The sequence below is a fragment of the Nocardia sp. NPDC004168 genome, from assembly GCF_040610355.1.
Taxonomy (GTDB): Bacteria; Actinomycetota; Actinomycetes; order Mycobacteriales; family Mycobacteriaceae; genus Nocardia; species Nocardia sichangensis.
Genome location: NZ_JBEXME010000001.1, coordinates 1 through 14,321 on the forward strand (window position 1 = coordinate 1; position 14,321 = coordinate 14,321).

Annotated in this window: 12 protein-coding genes and 2 tRNA genes; 8 read left to right on the plus strand and 6 right to left on the minus strand. The window is 67.5% G+C overall.

Translation table 11 applies throughout. The annotated features are described in order from the left end of the window. Window positions 1-199: 199 nt before the first annotated feature. Window positions 200-1,207: a 3-isopropylmalate dehydrogenase gene (locus tag ABZW96_RS00005; RefSeq protein ID WP_355069789.1), complete on the plus strand. Its 1,008-nt coding sequence runs from the start codon at window positions 200-202 to the stop codon at window positions 1,205-1,207. A 237-nt stretch (window positions 1,208-1,444) separates the two neighbouring features. On the opposite strand, the gene ABZW96_RS00010 is transcribed toward ABZW96_RS00005, so the two are convergent. Then, on the minus strand, window positions 1,445-2,626 hold the full coding sequence (locus tag ABZW96_RS00010) for an MFS transporter (RefSeq protein ID WP_355069791.1): 1,182 nt from the start codon (window positions 2,624-2,626) through the stop codon (window positions 1,445-1,447). A gap of 205 nt (window positions 2,627-2,831) precedes the next feature. Between ABZW96_RS00010 and ABZW96_RS00015 the strand changes: the two genes are divergently transcribed. The 4 genes from ABZW96_RS00015 to ABZW96_RS00030 all read left to right on the plus strand — a co-directional run bounded on the left by ABZW96_RS00015 (window position 2,832) and on the right by ABZW96_RS00030 (window position 5,515). Continuing rightward, a complete protein-coding gene (locus ABZW96_RS00015; RefSeq protein ID WP_355069792.1) occupies window positions 2,832-3,605 on the plus strand; it encodes a fumarylacetoacetate hydrolase family protein in 774 nt (257 codons plus the stop codon). Window positions 3,606-3,618: 13 nt separating this feature from the next. Then, window positions 3,619-5,109: a glutamate--tRNA ligase gene (gltX, locus tag ABZW96_RS00020; protein ID WP_355069794.1), complete on the plus strand. Its 1,491-nt coding sequence runs from the start codon at window positions 3,619-3,621 to the stop codon at window positions 5,107-5,109. Between the two features lie 115 nt (window positions 5,110-5,224). After that, window positions 5,225-5,296 (plus strand) — tRNA-Gln (locus ABZW96_RS00025). A gap of 146 nt (window positions 5,297-5,442) precedes the next feature. Then, a tRNA-Glu gene (locus ABZW96_RS00030) sits at window positions 5,443-5,515 on the plus strand. An 869-nt stretch (window positions 5,516-6,384) separates the two neighbouring features. Here ABZW96_RS00030 and ABZW96_RS00035 read toward each other — a convergent pair. From ABZW96_RS00035 to ABZW96_RS00045, 3 genes are all read right to left on the minus strand, one after another. Then, window positions 6,385-6,564: a DUF5302 domain-containing protein gene (locus ABZW96_RS00035; protein ID WP_355069796.1), complete on the minus strand. Its 180-nt coding sequence runs from the start codon at window positions 6,562-6,564 to the stop codon at window positions 6,385-6,387. A 151-nt stretch (window positions 6,565-6,715) separates the two neighbouring features. Continuing rightward, window positions 6,716-7,216, minus strand: coding sequence for a PPOX class F420-dependent oxidoreductase (locus ABZW96_RS00040; RefSeq protein WP_355069798.1), 501 nt, complete (start codon window positions 7,214-7,216; stop codon window positions 6,716-6,718). Window positions 7,217-7,249: 33 nt separating this feature from the next. Next, window positions 7,250-7,951, minus strand: a complete 702-nt coding sequence (locus tag ABZW96_RS00045; RefSeq protein WP_355069799.1) for an IclR family transcriptional regulator — start codon at window positions 7,949-7,951, stop codon at window positions 7,250-7,252. Window positions 7,952-8,105: 154 nt separating this feature from the next. On the opposite strand from ABZW96_RS00045, the gene leuC reads away from it, so the two are divergent. From leuC to ABZW96_RS00060, 3 genes are all read left to right on the plus strand, one after another. Beyond that, the gene (gene leuC, locus ABZW96_RS00050; protein ID WP_355069800.1) at window positions 8,106-9,527 is read left to right on the plus strand and encodes a 3-isopropylmalate dehydratase large subunit; all 1,422 of its coding nucleotides are present in this window, start codon (window positions 8,106-8,108) and stop codon (window positions 9,525-9,527) included. Between the two features lie 39 nt (window positions 9,528-9,566). Next, window positions 9,567-10,175, plus strand: coding sequence for a 3-isopropylmalate dehydratase small subunit (gene leuD, locus ABZW96_RS00055; RefSeq protein ID WP_355069801.1), 609 nt, complete (start codon window positions 9,567-9,569; stop codon window positions 10,173-10,175). Window positions 10,176-10,331: 156 nt separating this feature from the next. After that, window positions 10,332-10,985 carry an HU family DNA-binding protein gene (locus tag ABZW96_RS00060; protein ID WP_039799597.1) on the plus strand — a complete coding sequence of 218 codons (654 nt, stop codon included), beginning with the start codon at window positions 10,332-10,334 and terminating at the stop codon, window positions 10,983-10,985. A 183-nt stretch (window positions 10,986-11,168) separates the two neighbouring features. Here the strand turns inward: ABZW96_RS00060 and ABZW96_RS00065 are convergent, their stop codons facing one another. Together ABZW96_RS00065 and ABZW96_RS00070 are read right to left on the minus strand one after the other, a co-directional pair. Then, window positions 11,169-12,134: a bifunctional NUDIX hydrolase/histidine phosphatase family protein gene (locus tag ABZW96_RS00065; protein WP_355069803.1), complete on the minus strand. Its 966-nt coding sequence runs from the start codon at window positions 12,132-12,134 to the stop codon at window positions 11,169-11,171. After that, on the minus strand, window positions 12,131-14,302 hold the full coding sequence (locus ABZW96_RS00070; RefSeq protein ID WP_355069805.1) for an RNA degradosome polyphosphate kinase: 2,172 nt from the start codon (window positions 14,300-14,302) through the stop codon (window positions 12,131-12,133). Before ABZW96_RS00070 ends, ABZW96_RS00065 begins: the two co-directional genes overlap by 4 nt. Window positions 14,303-14,321: the final 19 nt, after the last annotated feature.

Sequence of the window (14,321 nt, forward strand, 5' to 3'; positions counted from 1 at the left end):
ACGAGCACTCGTGCGCGGCGCCGGTCTCTTCGTCGGCGCGCAGGCCCGCCGCGCGCCCGGTGCTCGGCGATCCGGCCGCGCCGAGTACCGTGACGGTGCTGCGGTCACCCGGCCGGAATGTCGTGCGCACGCCGACGGTCGCCTCCGGGCCGCACGTTGCGGCGGCCCGCGACCGGCAATATCGAACGGAGCATTTGTCATGAAGCTTGCTGTCATCCCGGGCGACGGGATCGGGCCCGAGGTCATCGCCGAGGCGCTCAAAGTGCTCGACGCGGTCGTGCCCGGCGTCGAGAAGACCGAGTACGACCTCGGCGCGCGCCGCTACCACGCGACCGGCGAGATCCTCCCGGATTCGGTGCTGCCCGAACTGAAGCAGCACGACGCGATCCTGCTCGGCGCGATCGGCGATCCGTCGGTGCCAAGTGGCGTGCTCGAACGCGGCCTGTTGCTGCGCACCCGGTTCGCGCTGGACCACCACGTGAACCTGCGGCCGTCCAAGCTGTTCCCTGGCGTGACCAGCCCGCTGGCCGGCAACCCCGACATCGACTTCGTCGTCGTGCGCGAGGGCACCGAGGGCCCGTACACCGGCACCGGCGGCGCGATCCGCGTCGGCACCCCGCACGAGGTGGCGACCGAGGTCAGCACCAACACCCGCTTCGGCATCGAGCGCGTGGTGCGCTACGCCTTCGCCAAGGCGCAGGCCCGGCGCAAGCACCTGACGCTGGTGCACAAGAACAACGTGCTCACCTTCGCAGGCTCGCTGTGGCAGCGCACGGTGGACGAGGTCGCGGCCGAGTTCCCCGATGTCACAACGGCTTACCAGCACATCGACGCCGCGACCATCCACATGGTCAACGACCCGGGCCGGTTCGACGTGATCGTCACCGACAACCTCTTCGGCGACATCATCACCGACCTGGCCGCCGCCGTGAGCGGTGGCATCGGCCTCGCCGCCAGCGGCAACATCGACGCGTCCGGCACGAACCCGAGCATGTTCGAGCCGGTGCACGGCAGCGCCCCCGACATCGCGGGCCAGTCCAAGGCCGACCCGACCGCGGCGATCCTCTCGGTCGCCCTGCTGCTCAACCACCTCGGCGACGCCGAGGAGGCCGCGCGCATCGAGTCGGCGGTCGCGAAGGACCTCGAGTCTCGCTCCGGCACGGCGTCGACCGTGGAAATCGGCGACCGCATCGCGGCCACTCTCTGACCGTCGCCCAGGAAGGTCCCGTTGCCACCGCCGGCAACGGGACCTTCCACGTTCAGCCGTCCGCTCCGCCAGCGCGGGCGAATCCCGCGGCGGCTCCCGCGCCACGCGGCGCGCTCGACCAGCGCTGTGTCACCGAATTCAGGTGACGCAGCGACATCGAGTCGAGATCGTCCGGGGCGATCTGCATGCGGAGTGCGGCCCTGTGCCGCGGACCCGGCAATCCTTCGACGCGTGAACCTAGGCGGGGTCGCGGGGAACCAGCGGGACCGCCGCGACGGCCGAGACCGCGGCCAGGAGGAAGGCGGCCGGGAAGCCGCTCGCGGTGATCAGGGCGCCGAACACGGGCGGAACCGCGGCCATCGCGAGGTTCTGCCCAGTGTTCTGGATGCCGAGGCCCCGGCCGCTCCAGTACGGGCCCGCGATCTCGGCGACCGCGGTGAAGGCCAAGCCGTTGTCGGAGACGGTGATCACGGACGCGGCGATCAACAGCGGAATGGCGGCCCACCACCAGTGGGTCGACGCGGTCAGCGCCAGCGCGGTCATCGACAGCACGGCGGCGACGGCCACCGTGCGCAGCGGGCCCATCCGGCTGCCGACCCGATCCGACCACGCGCCCGCACCGATGCGGCCAAGCGCGCCGAGGATCTGTGTGACGGTCACCAGCGCACCCGCCGCGGCCAACGACCAGCCGACATCCCGGTGCAACCACAGCAGCGCGAACGTCCACACGGTGCCCTGCGGGACGACGAGCAGAACCGAGACCAGATGGATGCGCCACAGCATGGCGTTGTCGCGATAGGGATTGGCGCGCAACGCCGGATCGGCGGCGGCGCGATCGGGACGCGGCGGGTCCACGATGCCGGCCAGACAACCCATGGCCGCCACACCCGCCATGAGTGCGGGAACGAGAATGGCCGCGGGTACACCGTGGGCGGAGGCGACGGCCGGAATCGCCAGCGCGCCGACACCGACGCCCAGCGGCTGCGCGGTCTGCCGGATGCCCATCGCCAGCCCGCGCCGCTGCGGCGGGAACCAGCCGACGATCACCCGGCCGCTCGCGCCGTTCGTGCTGGCCGCCCCGACGCCCCCGAGAAACAGCAGCGCGCCGAGGGCGATGTCGTTCGTCGTCGCCGCGGCGGCGCAGCCCGCCGCCAGCATCAGCAGCGGACCACCGACCAGCACCTTGCGTTCGCCGATCCGGTCCACCAGATAACCCCACGCGATCAGGGTGCACACCAGCCCGACGGTGGGCATGGCCACCAGCAGGCCCGCCGTCGCCAGCGGCAAGCCACGGTCGGTCAGCGCGGGCAACAGGAACGGGACGCCGTGGATGAAGACCGCGCTGGAGGCCTGGGCGAACACGCCGAGACCGAGCATGGACCAGCGCCGAACCTCGTCGATCTGCGTAACGGTCGCCATCGGCCTCACCTCGACATCTCATTATTTGGGATACAATTCCCATTGTGTGAACTTCGCTGCTCACGGTACACCCGGCGGCGGTTCGATTCGACGGTTGCGGCTGTCGGGCTGCTCACAGCGCGCGCCGCCGTCGGATCCGGGCGGATTCCGTACCACCCGGTCGGGCGCGTTCGAGCAGGTGACGGTGGGTCGATAGACTCCGGGCATGCGTCTAGGTCGAGTTGCCAGTCCCGATGGAGTCGCTTTCGTCAGCATCGAAGGCGACGGAAGCGACAGCGTGGCCAAGGAGATCGCGGAACACCCGTTCGGCACACCGACGTTCACCGGCCGCAGCTGGCCGCTGGCCGACGTGCGGCTGCTCGCGCCGATCCTGGCCAGCAAGGTGGTCTGCATCGGCAAGAACTACGCCGCCCACGCTGCGGAGATGGGTGGTCCCGCGCCCGCCGACCCGGTGATCTTCCTCAAGCCGAATACCGCGATCGTGGGGCCGAACGCACCGATCATCCTGCCGCCCAGTTCATCTCAGGTCGACTACGAAGGGGAGCTGGCGATCGTCATCGGCCGCCCCTGCAAGGACGTGCCCGCCGCCCGCGCGCTGGACGTGGTGCTGGGTTACACCGCCGCCAACGATGTGACCGCTCGCGACCAGCAGCGCCACGACGGCCAGTGGACCAGGGGCAAGGGCTACGACACGTTCTGCCCGCTCGGTCCGTGGATCGAAACCTCCCTGGACCCTTCGGATCTGGAGGTCGTCACCGAGCTCGACGGTGAAGTGCGTCAGCGCAGCCGCACTTCGCTTCTGCTGCACGACATTCCGAAGCTCATCGAGTGGATCACCACCGTGATGACACTGCTGCCCGGTGACGTCATCCTCACCGGCACCCCGGAGGGCGTCGGCCCGATGCGGGAGGGCCAGCAGGTGTCGGTGACCGTCGAGGGCATCGGAACCCTCACCAATCCCGTTGCCGCCAAACGCTGATCGAAAGAGAGCCATGACTGAAGTACGGGTCCGATTCTGCCCGTCACCGACCGGGACGCCGCACGTCGGCCTGATCCGGACGGCGCTGTTCAACTGGGCCTACGCCCGCCACCACGGTGGCGCATTCGTCTTTCGAATCGAAGACACCGATGCCGCACGGGATTCCGAGGAATCCTACCGGGCGATTATCGACGCGCTGCGCTGGCTCGGCCTCACCTGGGACGAGGGGCCGGAGGTCGGCGGGCCTTACGCGCCATATCGCCAGTCGCAACGAAAAGAACTGCACCAGGACGTTGTTCGGCGTTTGCTGGAGGCCGGTGAGGCTTACGAATCGTTCTCCACGCCGGAGGAAGTCGAGGCCCGTCATCGCGCCGCGGGACGCGATCCGAAGCTCGGTTACGACAACTACGATCGCGACCTGACGCCGGAGCGGATCGAGGCGTACCGGGCCGAGGGGCGCCCCGCCGTCGTCCGGCTGCGGATGCCAGAAGAAGACCTGTCCTGGAACGATCTGGTGCGCGGGGAGACCACCTTCAAGGCCGGCAGCGTCCCGGACTTCGCGCTCACCCGCGGTAACGGCCAGCCGCTGTACACGCTGGTCAACCCCGTCGACGATGCGCTGATGCGGATCACCCACGTACTGCGCGGCGAGGACCTGCTCTCCTCCACTCCCCGCCAGCTCGCGCTGTACGCCGCGCTGCGCCGGATCGGGGTCGCCGATTTCACTCCCGAGTTCGGCCATCTGCCGTTCGTGATGGGTCAGGGCAACAAGAAGTTGTCCAAGCGTGATCCGGAGTCGAATCTGTTCGCCCATCGCGACCGCGGGTTCATCCCCGAGGGTTTGCTGAATTATCTCGCGCTACTCGGCTGGGGCCTGTCCGAGGACCGCGACGTGTTCTCCATGGCGGAGATGGTCGAGGCCTTCGACATTTCGAAAGTGAATTCGAATCCGGCCCGATTCGACCAGAAGAAGGCGGACGCGCTCAACGCCGAGCACATCCGATTGCTGGCTCCGGGTGATTTTGCCCACCGGCTGCGGGAGTATCTCACCGGACACGGCCATATCGGCGCCGAAATCGATGAAAAAGTGTTCGCCGCGGCGGCGGAACTCGTGCAGACCAGGATTGTCGTCTTGTCCGACGCTTGGGACCTTCTGCGTTTCCTGTTCGCACCAGCGGAGGAGTTCGCGATCGACCCGGCCGCGGGGGCCAAGAATCTCGGTCCCGACGCGGCTCAGGTATTGCAGGCGGCTATTACCGCCGTGGAGCCGTTGACCGAGTGGACCACCGAAGCGATCGAAGCGGCACTGAAAAAGGCGCTGATCGATGATCTCGGGCTGAAACCGCGCAAAGCCTTCGCTCCGGTGCGGGTCGCGATCACCGGATCGCATATCAGCCCGCCGCTGTACGAATCCCTGGAACTGCTCGGCCGCGACCTCACCTTGGACCGGCTGCGCGCGGCGCTGGACTGGAAGGAGACCGCCCAGACCGGCTCCGAAGGCTGAAAATATGGCTTTGACCAGGCGATTTGTAGTTAACCCGTAGCCGTTTGGTACTCTTCTTCTCGGCCCGGAACACGGTCTCGAGTCACCCAGACGCGAGGCTGAACGACCTGGTCATTGGGGTATGGTGTAATTGGCAACACAGCTGATTCTGGTTCAGCCATTCTAGGTTCGAGTCCTGGTACCCCAGCGGAGTGTGTTGTAAGACTTCGGTTCGCGGCCGAAATCCCTCAGCACCTGGCGATTTGGTCGCCGGGCCTCGGCCAGATAAACTAGCCGAGCCTCCTGATCGAAAGATCAACCACGGCGCTCCTCGCGACAGTGAGAAGCAGTCCTGGCCCCGTCGTCTAGCGGCCTAGGACGCCGCCCTCTCAAGGCGGTAGCGCGGGTTCGAATCCCGTCGGGGCTACACGAATGGAAGGCCCATGCTCATGGAGCATGGGCCTTTCTCGTTTCGCAGTGTCTTGTGATGGTGCAACCCCCACGCCCCGCCTGGAGGGCTTCGCCCCCGGACACTCGGCGAGGGCTTCGCCCCGCCTGGATGGTCGTGGTCCGGTGGTGTGGTCAGTGGCGGATCCGGGCCTAGGCGGGCGGCGGATCTCTTCGGAAGCTCGGCCTGTCGTTGGTGGTACCTCGCCTGAACTACTGACTGTGCCGTATCTCACTCTCGGCCGATGGTTCGCGCTGGACCCCGTGGGCGCTGTCCGGCTCCGTATGAAGGGGCCATGATCCAGGTGTTCGGCGGGTACCAGCTCTGGTCCCGTCCCACCGTGGGAACGCCGCCGAGTCATCGAAGGCAGAGCGGCATCCCATGCGACGTGCTCGTGTGGACCGATTCGCATGCTGCGGCAGTCGGCCCGAGTCTCGATCCGCAATGACCTGGATCGCACGGCAGAGAGCGTCGGAGCCGCCTGTGCGGACGGTCAGGATCGCCCACCGGCAGGATCGGGCTGCGCGGCGGTGGCGCCGAATTGCCCGTGCCGGGTCTTCCGGGTGCGGGACTGTTCGAGCCGTCCCGGTGAGTCCGGCAGTCCAGCCGAGCCGTTCGCGGGAGAGGGGGCAAATGAGCGGCCCGGCTGCGCCGGTGGCAGCGGACGGACGCAAATCGGCCGCCGGGCCGTGCCGGTGGCAGCGGACGGACGCAAATCGGCCGCCGGGCCGCGCCGGTCGCGGGGGACGGACGCAAATCGGCCGCCGGGCCGCGCCGGTCGCAGGGGAGAGCGGCAAAAGAAAGGCCCTCCAGCGATCTTGCTGGAGGGCTTTCGCCGACTGTGCGGACTATCCGCTCTTGCGCCGGAATTCCCGCTTGTGGCCGACCGCGGAGTGCGCCGAGGACGCCTTCGACCGTCCGTCGAGGTGGTCGGCCGCGCGGGCGTTCTGCTGGTTCTTGCGCTCCAGTGCTTCCCGGAACTTGCGCTTCACCTCGTCGGCGCCGTTGGACTTACCCGAATCCGCCATCGCTGCTCCTCGTCGTCGCGGCCGCGCGCCGCGTCCTCGCGGGCGGCGGTGCCCGGCCGATTGCTGTCGAACACCCGACGCTAGCCCGTGCGAGGCGGTTGTGTCAGTTGGATTTCGCGCGCGTCGCGCGGCCCGATCGCGTTCGGGCCGGTCAGTCGAGTGCCTGCGCGGTACTGCCGCCCAGCGGCATCGCCGGAAGGCCGAGCTTGCGATGATCCCAGCTGCGCGTGCGCTCCGGCACGACGTGCACGGCGACCCGCTTGTTCAGCATGGCTTCGACCATCGGGCGCAATTCCTCGTTGTAGGGGCCGGTGTAGCGCTCCCATACGCTCACGCCGACGGCGAAGAGTTTCTCGGCGTCATCGATGATCTCGGCGCGGCCCTCGATCGAGACGCCCCGGAGTTGGTCGTAGGTGTCGCCCGCCTCGACCATGCAGGTGACCCGAGGATCGCGGCGCAGGTTCACCGCCTTCTGCGATTTGGCCTTGGTCTCGAACCAGATCTCGCCGTCGATGAGCGCGTACCACATCGCGGTCAGGTGCGGCGTGCCCTTCGGTCCGATGGTCGCCAGCGTCGCGATCCGGCTGCGCTGCAGGAACTCGGTGATCTCGGTGTCGGACATCACGATCTGTGCCCGTTGATTGACTCCCATGGGGCAACTCTAGAGAGTCCGGATTGAAACAGGTTACAGGCGCTTGTGCAGCGCCTCGGCCGCCGCGACCAGATCCGCCGCCCACCGCGCGCCCGGCCTGCGGCCCATCCGATCGATCGGTCCCGACACCGACACGGCCGCGACCACGGCGCCGCCCGCGTCGCGCACCGGCGCGGAGACGCTGGCCACGCCTGCCGCACGCTCGGCCGCGCTCTGCGCCCACCCGCGCTTGCGCACCTCGGCCAGCGCGCGTTCGCCGAACACCGCGTCGGCCAGGATGGTGCGCTGTAGTTCCGGGTCGGCCCACGCCAGCAGTACTTTGGCCGCCGACCCCGCGGTGAGCGGCAGCCGCGCCCCGATCGGCACGGTGTCGCGCAGTCCCACGGGAGGTTCCAGCGCCGCGACGCAGACGCGGGCGTTGCCGTCGCGGCAGTACAGCTGGACGCTCTCGCCGGTGATCTCGCGCAGCCGGGGGAGGATGGCCGACGCGGCCTCGAGCAGTGGATCGTTCGCGCTGGTCGCGAGCTCGGCGAGGGCCGGCCCCGGCCGCCAGGTGCCGTTGCTGTCGCGCGCGAGCAGGCGATGCACTTCCAAGCCGACGGCGAGACGGTGTGCGGTGGCGCGGGGTAGACCGGTGCGCGCGCACAGCTCGTTGAGACCCGAGGGATGCTCGGCTACGGCGTACAGGACCGCCACTGCTTTGTCGAGGACGCCGATGCCGCTATGCTGTCTCATAGAACGATACTAGCGTCTCGGATGTTGAGAAACCACCTCCACGGATCCTTCCTCTCAGCGTTCGGACCAGGCGCAGCTATCCCAACTTGTGCAACCGTCGCCGCGTCGGAGTCCAGATCGCGGAACGGCTGCTTCGTCCGAAAGGTGATCGACAATGGCCGAACCGCGCACGCTGGCCGAGAAGGTATGGGACCAGCACGTCGTCGCTCGCGGGGAGGGCGAGGGTGCCTCGCGCGAACCGGACCTGATCTACATCGACCTGCATCTCGTCCACGAGGTGACCAGCCCGCAGGCCTTCGACGGACTGCGCGCGGCGGGCAGGCCGGTGCGACGGCCCGATCTCACGATCGCGACCGAGGACCACAACGTTCCGACGATCGATATCGACAAGCCGATCGCCGACCCGATTTCGCGTACCCAGGTGGAGACGCTGCGGCGCAACTGCGCGGAATTCGGTGTGCGGCTGCACCCGATGGGCGACCTGGACCAGGGCATCGTGCACGTGGTCGGGCCGCAGCTGGGCCTGACCCAGCCGGGCACGACCGTGGTCTGCGGCGACAGCCACACCTCGACGCACGGCGCGTTCGGGGCGCTGGCGATGGGCATCGGCACCTCCGAGGTGGAGCATGTGCTTGCCACTCAGACCCTCTCGCTGCGCCCGTTCAAGACGATGGCGATCACGGTGGACGGCGTCATGCCGCCCGGCGTGACGAGCAAGGACCTGATCCTGGCCGTCATCGCGAAGATCGGCACCGGCGGCGGACAGGGCTACGTCCTGGAGTACCGCGGCGAGGCCATCCGGGCCATGTCGATGGAGGCCCGAATGACGATCTGCAACATGTCCATCGAAGCGGGCGCGCGGGCAGGCATGATCGCGCCGGACGAGACCACCTACGAATTCCTCAAAGGACGGCCGCACGCGCCGCAGGGAGCCGATTGGGACGCCGCGGTGGCCGCCTGGGAGGCGCTGAAGACCGACGAGGGCGCTGTTTTCGACGCCGAGGTGCACATCGACGCCTCCGAGCTGACTCCGTTCGTCACCTGGGGCACCAACCCGGGTCAAGGCGCCCCGCTGGGCGAGGCGGTGCCCGACCCCGCCGCCATCGCCGACGAGGTGGCTCGCGAGTCCGCGGAGAAAGCTCTGCGTTACATGGACTTGGAGCCGGGTACTCCGCTTCGACAAGTGCCGATCGACACCGTATTCGTCGGCTCGTGCACCAACGGACGCATTGAAGATTTGCGTGCGGTGGCCGGGATTTTGAAGGGACGTCATGTCGCCGACGGCGTGCGAATGCTGGTTGTACCGGGCTCGATGCGGGTTCGCGCACAGGCGGAAAAAGAAGGACTCGGGGAGATTTTCACTGCGGCGGGCGCCGAATGGCGGCAAGCCGGCTGCTCAATGTGCCTGGGAATGAATCCGGACCAGCTCGAGCCGGGCCAGCGTTGCGCGTCCACCTCGAACCGCAACTTCGAGGGCAGGCAGGGCAAAGGCGGCCGTACGCACCTCGTTTCTCCCCTCGTAGCGGCCGCGACGGCGGTCCGTGGAACTCTGTCATCGCCTGCGGATCTGGACTGACCGGCCCCGATTCCCTCAATCAAACCCAGGAGATTCGTTATGGAAGCCTTCACTGTGCACAAGGGCATCGGGGTGCCGCTGCGCCGCTCCAATGTCGATACCGATCAGATCATCCCGGCGGTCTACCTCAAGCGGGTGACGCGGACCGGATTCGAGGACGGGTTGTTCGCCGCATGGCGCACCGATCCCGACTTCATTCTGAACATCGCGCCTTACAACAGGGGTAGTGTCTTGGTGGCGGGTCCGGATTTCGGTACGGGATCGTCGCGTGAGCACGCCGTTTGGGCGCTGTCGGACTACGGCTTTCGGGTGGTCATCTCATCCCGGTTCGCCGACATCTTCCGCGGCAATGCGGGCAAGGGCGGTCTGGTCGCCGCTCAGATGTCACAGAACGATGTCGAAATGCTCTGGAAGTTGCTCGAGGAACAGCCCGGCTTGGAATTGGTTGTGGACCTCGAGGCGCGCACGGTGACGGCCGGAACCGTCGTGTTGCCGTTCGAAATTGATGACTACACCAGGTGGCGTCTGCTGGAAGGATTGGATGACATCGGCCTGACGCTGCGCCGGGAGGACGCGATCGCCCGGTTCGAAAAGGCAAGGCCAACATGGAAACCCACTACCCTGCCTGCACATATTTCGCAGACGTAATCACCCCCGCCGGTTAGCTGGACACCCGGAGTTGCGGTAGCTGGACGTGTGCTAAACCACATGAATTTTGGCGTGGCACATAGACTCTTGCCCAAAGTGGGTTTACCGTGGTACCTAGTCGGTCCGACGACGGGCCATTAGTCTGCGGAGGATTCAATGAACAAGGCGGAACTGATCGACGTTCTGACCGAAAAGTTGGGTACGGACAGGCGCACGGCCACCGCGGCAGTCGAGCATGTGGTCGACACCATCGTGCGCGCGGTGCACAAGGGTCAGAGCGTCACTATCACCGGATTCGGTGTGTTCGAACAGCGTAAGCGTGCGGCTCGCGTCGCGCGGAACCCGCGTACCGGCGAAACCGTGAAGGTCAAGCCCACTTCGGTGCCCGCGTTCCGTCCCGGCGCTCAGTTCAAGGCGGTGATCGCGGGTAAGCAGAAACTGGCCGCGACCGGGCCCGCCGTCAAGCGCGGGGTGAATGCGCCGGTGTCGGCGAAGAAGGCGGCGGCGAAGAAGACGGCGGCCAAGAAGACCGCCGCCAAGAAGTCGACGCCGACCAAGGCGCCCGCCAAGACGACGGCCCGCAAGGCCGCCGCCAAGGCTCCGGCGAAGACCACCGCGCGCAAGACGACCGCTACGAAGACCGCTGCGAAGAAGGCGCCCGCGAAGAAGACCGCGGTCGCGAAGAAGGCTCCGGCCAAGAAGACGGCCACCAAGGCCACGGCGGCCAAGAAGACCACCACCGCTGCCGCCAAGAAGACCACCGCGAAGAAGACCGCGGCCAAGAAGGCCTCGACTCGCGGAACCCGCTGATCTCGAGCCACCGCCGGATCGGCGCTGAATGCGTGGCCCCACGACTGGGCCCATTCGCCTCAACGTCGAGACGGCCCCGGGAGACACCCGGGGCCGTTTTCGGCTGTCCGCCTACCGAGACCTCACGGCCGTGGCCGCCACTCGGCGCCCGCCGACCCGCGCGGTGACGCGGGAGCTGCCGGTCTAATCCGACCGCACCACGTAGGCTGACAGCGATCGATCCAGATGGTCGGCGGCCACCAAGCGATGGCCGACGAACGACAGCACCCACACACTGCCCTTGCGATTGCGCGCCGACGGCAGCGCGACTCCATCGCGTTCGGCCAGCCATCCCAGCAGATCGGGGATCACCTTGCCCTGACTGCAGACGACACGAATGGCTTTGTCCGACACCAGGGCTCGAAAACGTTCCCGGGCGTCGTCCGGGGTTTCGGCGTACCCGGTCTCGGAAAGCAATGGCTCCTCGATGATTTCGACACCGAGTTTCTCCGCCAACGGCGCCACGGACTGCACGCAACGCAGTGGTGGAGCCGAATAGACCTCAGATGCACCGAACGCCAAGAGGTTCGGCGTGAGCGCCTGTGCCTGCGCCTCGCCCTCGCGGTCGAGTGGACGCTGCTCGTCGGGACCGTTGAAGCGGTCCCTGCGGCCTGCTTTGGCATGCCGCACCAACAGCAGAGTGTCGGTGCGCGCGGGCAGCCGGGTGAAGGCGCGCACCACCTGCCGGTCCATCGGATACGACAGCTGGTCCATCACCCGATCCAGCGGATGCCAGCTGAGCACGTCCACCTCGGAGTTGACGGTGAACTCCCCGCCCACCTGTTCGGCGGCCCAATAGTCGACCCGCTTCAGCTTGCGGTGGCCGGGGATCGGGTAGGTCACGTGGCCGAGGTAGCGGCCGAGCCTGCTCTCCAGCCCGGTTTCCTCCCGTACTTCGCGGACCGCGGCCAGCACCGGGGTCTCGCCCGGGTCGAGTTTGCCCTTCGGCAGCGACCAGTCCTCGTACTTGGGGCGGTGGACGATCGCGATCTCGATCGCACCCGAGGACGACTCGCGCCACAGCACCGCTCCGGCGGCGTGGATATTGGCGGTGACGCGGGGATCCCAGAACGGGCCCCCCTCTTGTTCGAACCCCGTTTTGGCGTTCACTGCTGATCTGGCCTCCGCAGCCGCATCAAGAACTCCTGATGGTCTCTGATCTTGTCCCCGTCGCCGGACACGCCCGGCGACGCCTGCCACGTGCCGTCCGGTTGCAGCACCCAGCAGCGCGTGGTCGGCGACAGAGCCGAGTCGAAGACCCCGCCGAGTTGTTCGGTCAACCGCGGATCCTTCACCTGCGCCATCACCTCGACCCGGCGATCGAGGTTGCGGTGCATCATGTCGGCGCTACCGATCCAGTACTCGTCCTGCGCCTGGAAGTGCAGGATGCGGGAATGCTCCAGGAACCGGCCGAGGATCGAGCGGACCTCGACGTTCTCGCTCATCCCTGGCACACCGGGGCGCAGGCCGCAGATGCCGCGCACCACGATCTGTACCGGCACGCCCGCCTGGGAGGCCCGGTACAGCGCGTCGATGACCTCCTCGTCGACGATGGCGTTGGCCTTCAGCCGGATTCGGGCGTCCTTACCCTCACCCGCCAGATCGGTCTCGCGCTGGATGCGCTCGATGATGCCGGAGCGCACGCTGTGCGGGGCGACGAGCAGATTGCGGTAGTTCTCTTTCCGCGAGTAACCGGTCAGCGAATTGAACAGGTCGGTCAGGTCGGCGCCGATTTCGGGTGCGGCGGTGAGCAATCCGACGTCCTCGTAGAGGCGCGCGGTCTTCGGGTTGTAGTTGCCGGTGCCGATGTGGCAGTAGCGCCGGATGGTGGCGCCCTCGCGGCGCACCACCAGGCAGGTCTTGCAGTGGGTCTTCAGGCCGATGAGGCCGTACACCACGTGGACGCCGGCCTGTTCCAGCGCGCGGGCCCATTTGATGTTGGCCTGCTCGTCGAACCGCGCCTTGATCTCGACCAGGGCGACCACCTGCTTGCCCGCCTCGGCGGCGTCGATGAGCGCGTTGACGATCGGGGAGTCACCGGAGGTGCGGTACAGCGTCTGCTTGATGGCGAGCACCTGCGGGTCGGCGGCGGCCTGTTCGATGAACCGCTGCACGCTGGTGGAGAACGAGTCGTACGGATGGTGCACCAGCACGTCACCCTCGCGCAGCGCGGCGAAGACGTTGCGCGGCGTCTCGCGCTCGCCGAACGCGGGCGGGGTCGCGGGAACGTACGGAGTGTCCTTCAGATTCGGCCGGTCGACGCCGTACACCTGCCAGAGGCAGGACAGGTCGAGCAGTCCGGGCACCTGGATGACGTCGTCGGGGTCGACGTCCAACTCGCGGAGGAGCAGATCGAGCATGTGCTCGGTCATGTCGTCGGACACCTCTAGTCGCACCGGCGAACCGAACCGCCGCCGGGCCAGTTCCCGCTCCAGCGCCTGGAGCAGGTCCTCGTCGCGATCCTCGTCGACTTCGAAGTCCGCGTTGCGGGTGATCCGGAACGAGTGGTGCTCGACCACCTCCATGCCGGGGAACAACAGGTCCAAGTGCGCGGCGATGAGCGCTTCCATCGGCAGGAAAGCCGCGATCGGGGAGCCGGAGTCGGTGCGGCGCACACGGACGAACCGGTCGACGTTGTCGGGGACCTTGACGCGGGCGAAGTGCTCGCCGCCGGTCGCGGAATCCTTTACCGTCACCGCGAGGTTGAGACTCAGCCCGCTGATGTAGGGGAAGGGGTGCGCCGGATCGACCGCGAGCGGGGTGAGGACCGGGAAGACCTGATCCTGGAAGTAACCCGAAAGGCGACTGCGTTCGTCCTCGTCCAGATCGCTCCAGTCGATGATCGCGATGCCCTCGGCGGTCAACGCGGGCAGCACGCTGTCGAGGAAGACGCGGGCATGCCGCACCGCGATCTCCTGGGTGCGCGCGGCGATCAGTTCCAACTGCTCGCCGGGGGAGCGGCCGTCAGCCGAGCGCACCAGCAGGCCGGTCTCGGCGCGGCGTTTCAGCCCGGCCACCCGCACCATGTAGAACTCGTCGAGATTGGACGCGAAGATCGCCAGGAACTTCGCACGCTCCAGCAACGGCAGCGACTCGTCCTCGGCGAGGGCGAGCACGCGGGCGTTGAAGTCCAGCCAGCTCAATTCGCGATTGAGGTAGCGATCGCGTGGCAACCGCGCCGCCGACGAGTCGGCGGACAAGGGTGTCGCCGCTGGGGGTGGCGTGGGAAGCAACGGCTGCTGCTTGACGGTTTCCGTATCGCTCACGTCACCGATCATCCCCTACCGGAGAGGTCGT

Bases quoted from the DNA above. Each gene is read 5' to 3' on its own strand.
- ABZW96_RS00005 (WP_355069789.1), top strand. From the start codon at position 200: ATGAAGCTTGCTGTCATCCCGGGCGACGGGATCGGGCCCGAGGTCATC.
- ABZW96_RS00010 (WP_355069791.1), bottom strand. From the start codon at position 2,626: ATGGCGACCGTTACGCAGATCGACGAGGTTCGGCGCTGGTCCATGCTC.
- ABZW96_RS00015 (WP_355069792.1), top strand. From the start codon at position 2,832: ATGCGTCTAGGTCGAGTTGCCAGTCCCGATGGAGTCGCTTTCGTCAGC.
- gltX (WP_355069794.1), top strand. From the start codon at position 3,619: ATGACTGAAGTACGGGTCCGATTCTGCCCGTCACCGACCGGGACGCCG.
- ABZW96_RS00035 (WP_355069796.1), bottom strand. From the start codon at position 6,564: ATGGCGGATTCGGGTAAGTCCAACGGCGCCGACGAGGTGAAGCGCAAG.
- ABZW96_RS00040 (WP_355069798.1), bottom strand. From the start codon at position 7,216: ATGGGAGTCAATCAACGGGCACAGATCGTGATGTCCGACACCGAGATC.
- ABZW96_RS00045 (WP_355069799.1), bottom strand. From the start codon at position 7,951: ATGAGACAGCATAGCGGCATCGGCGTCCTCGACAAAGCAGTGGCGGTC.
- leuC (WP_355069800.1), top strand. From the start codon at position 8,106: ATGGCCGAACCGCGCACGCTGGCCGAGAAGGTATGGGACCAGCACGTC.
- leuD (WP_355069801.1), top strand. From the start codon at position 9,567: ATGGAAGCCTTCACTGTGCACAAGGGCATCGGGGTGCCGCTGCGCCGC.
- ABZW96_RS00060 (WP_039799597.1), top strand. From the start codon at position 10,332: ATGAACAAGGCGGAACTGATCGACGTTCTGACCGAAAAGTTGGGTACG.
- ABZW96_RS00070 (WP_355069805.1), bottom strand. From the start codon at position 14,302: ATGATCGGTGACGTGAGCGATACGGAAACCGTCAAGCAGCAGCCGTTG.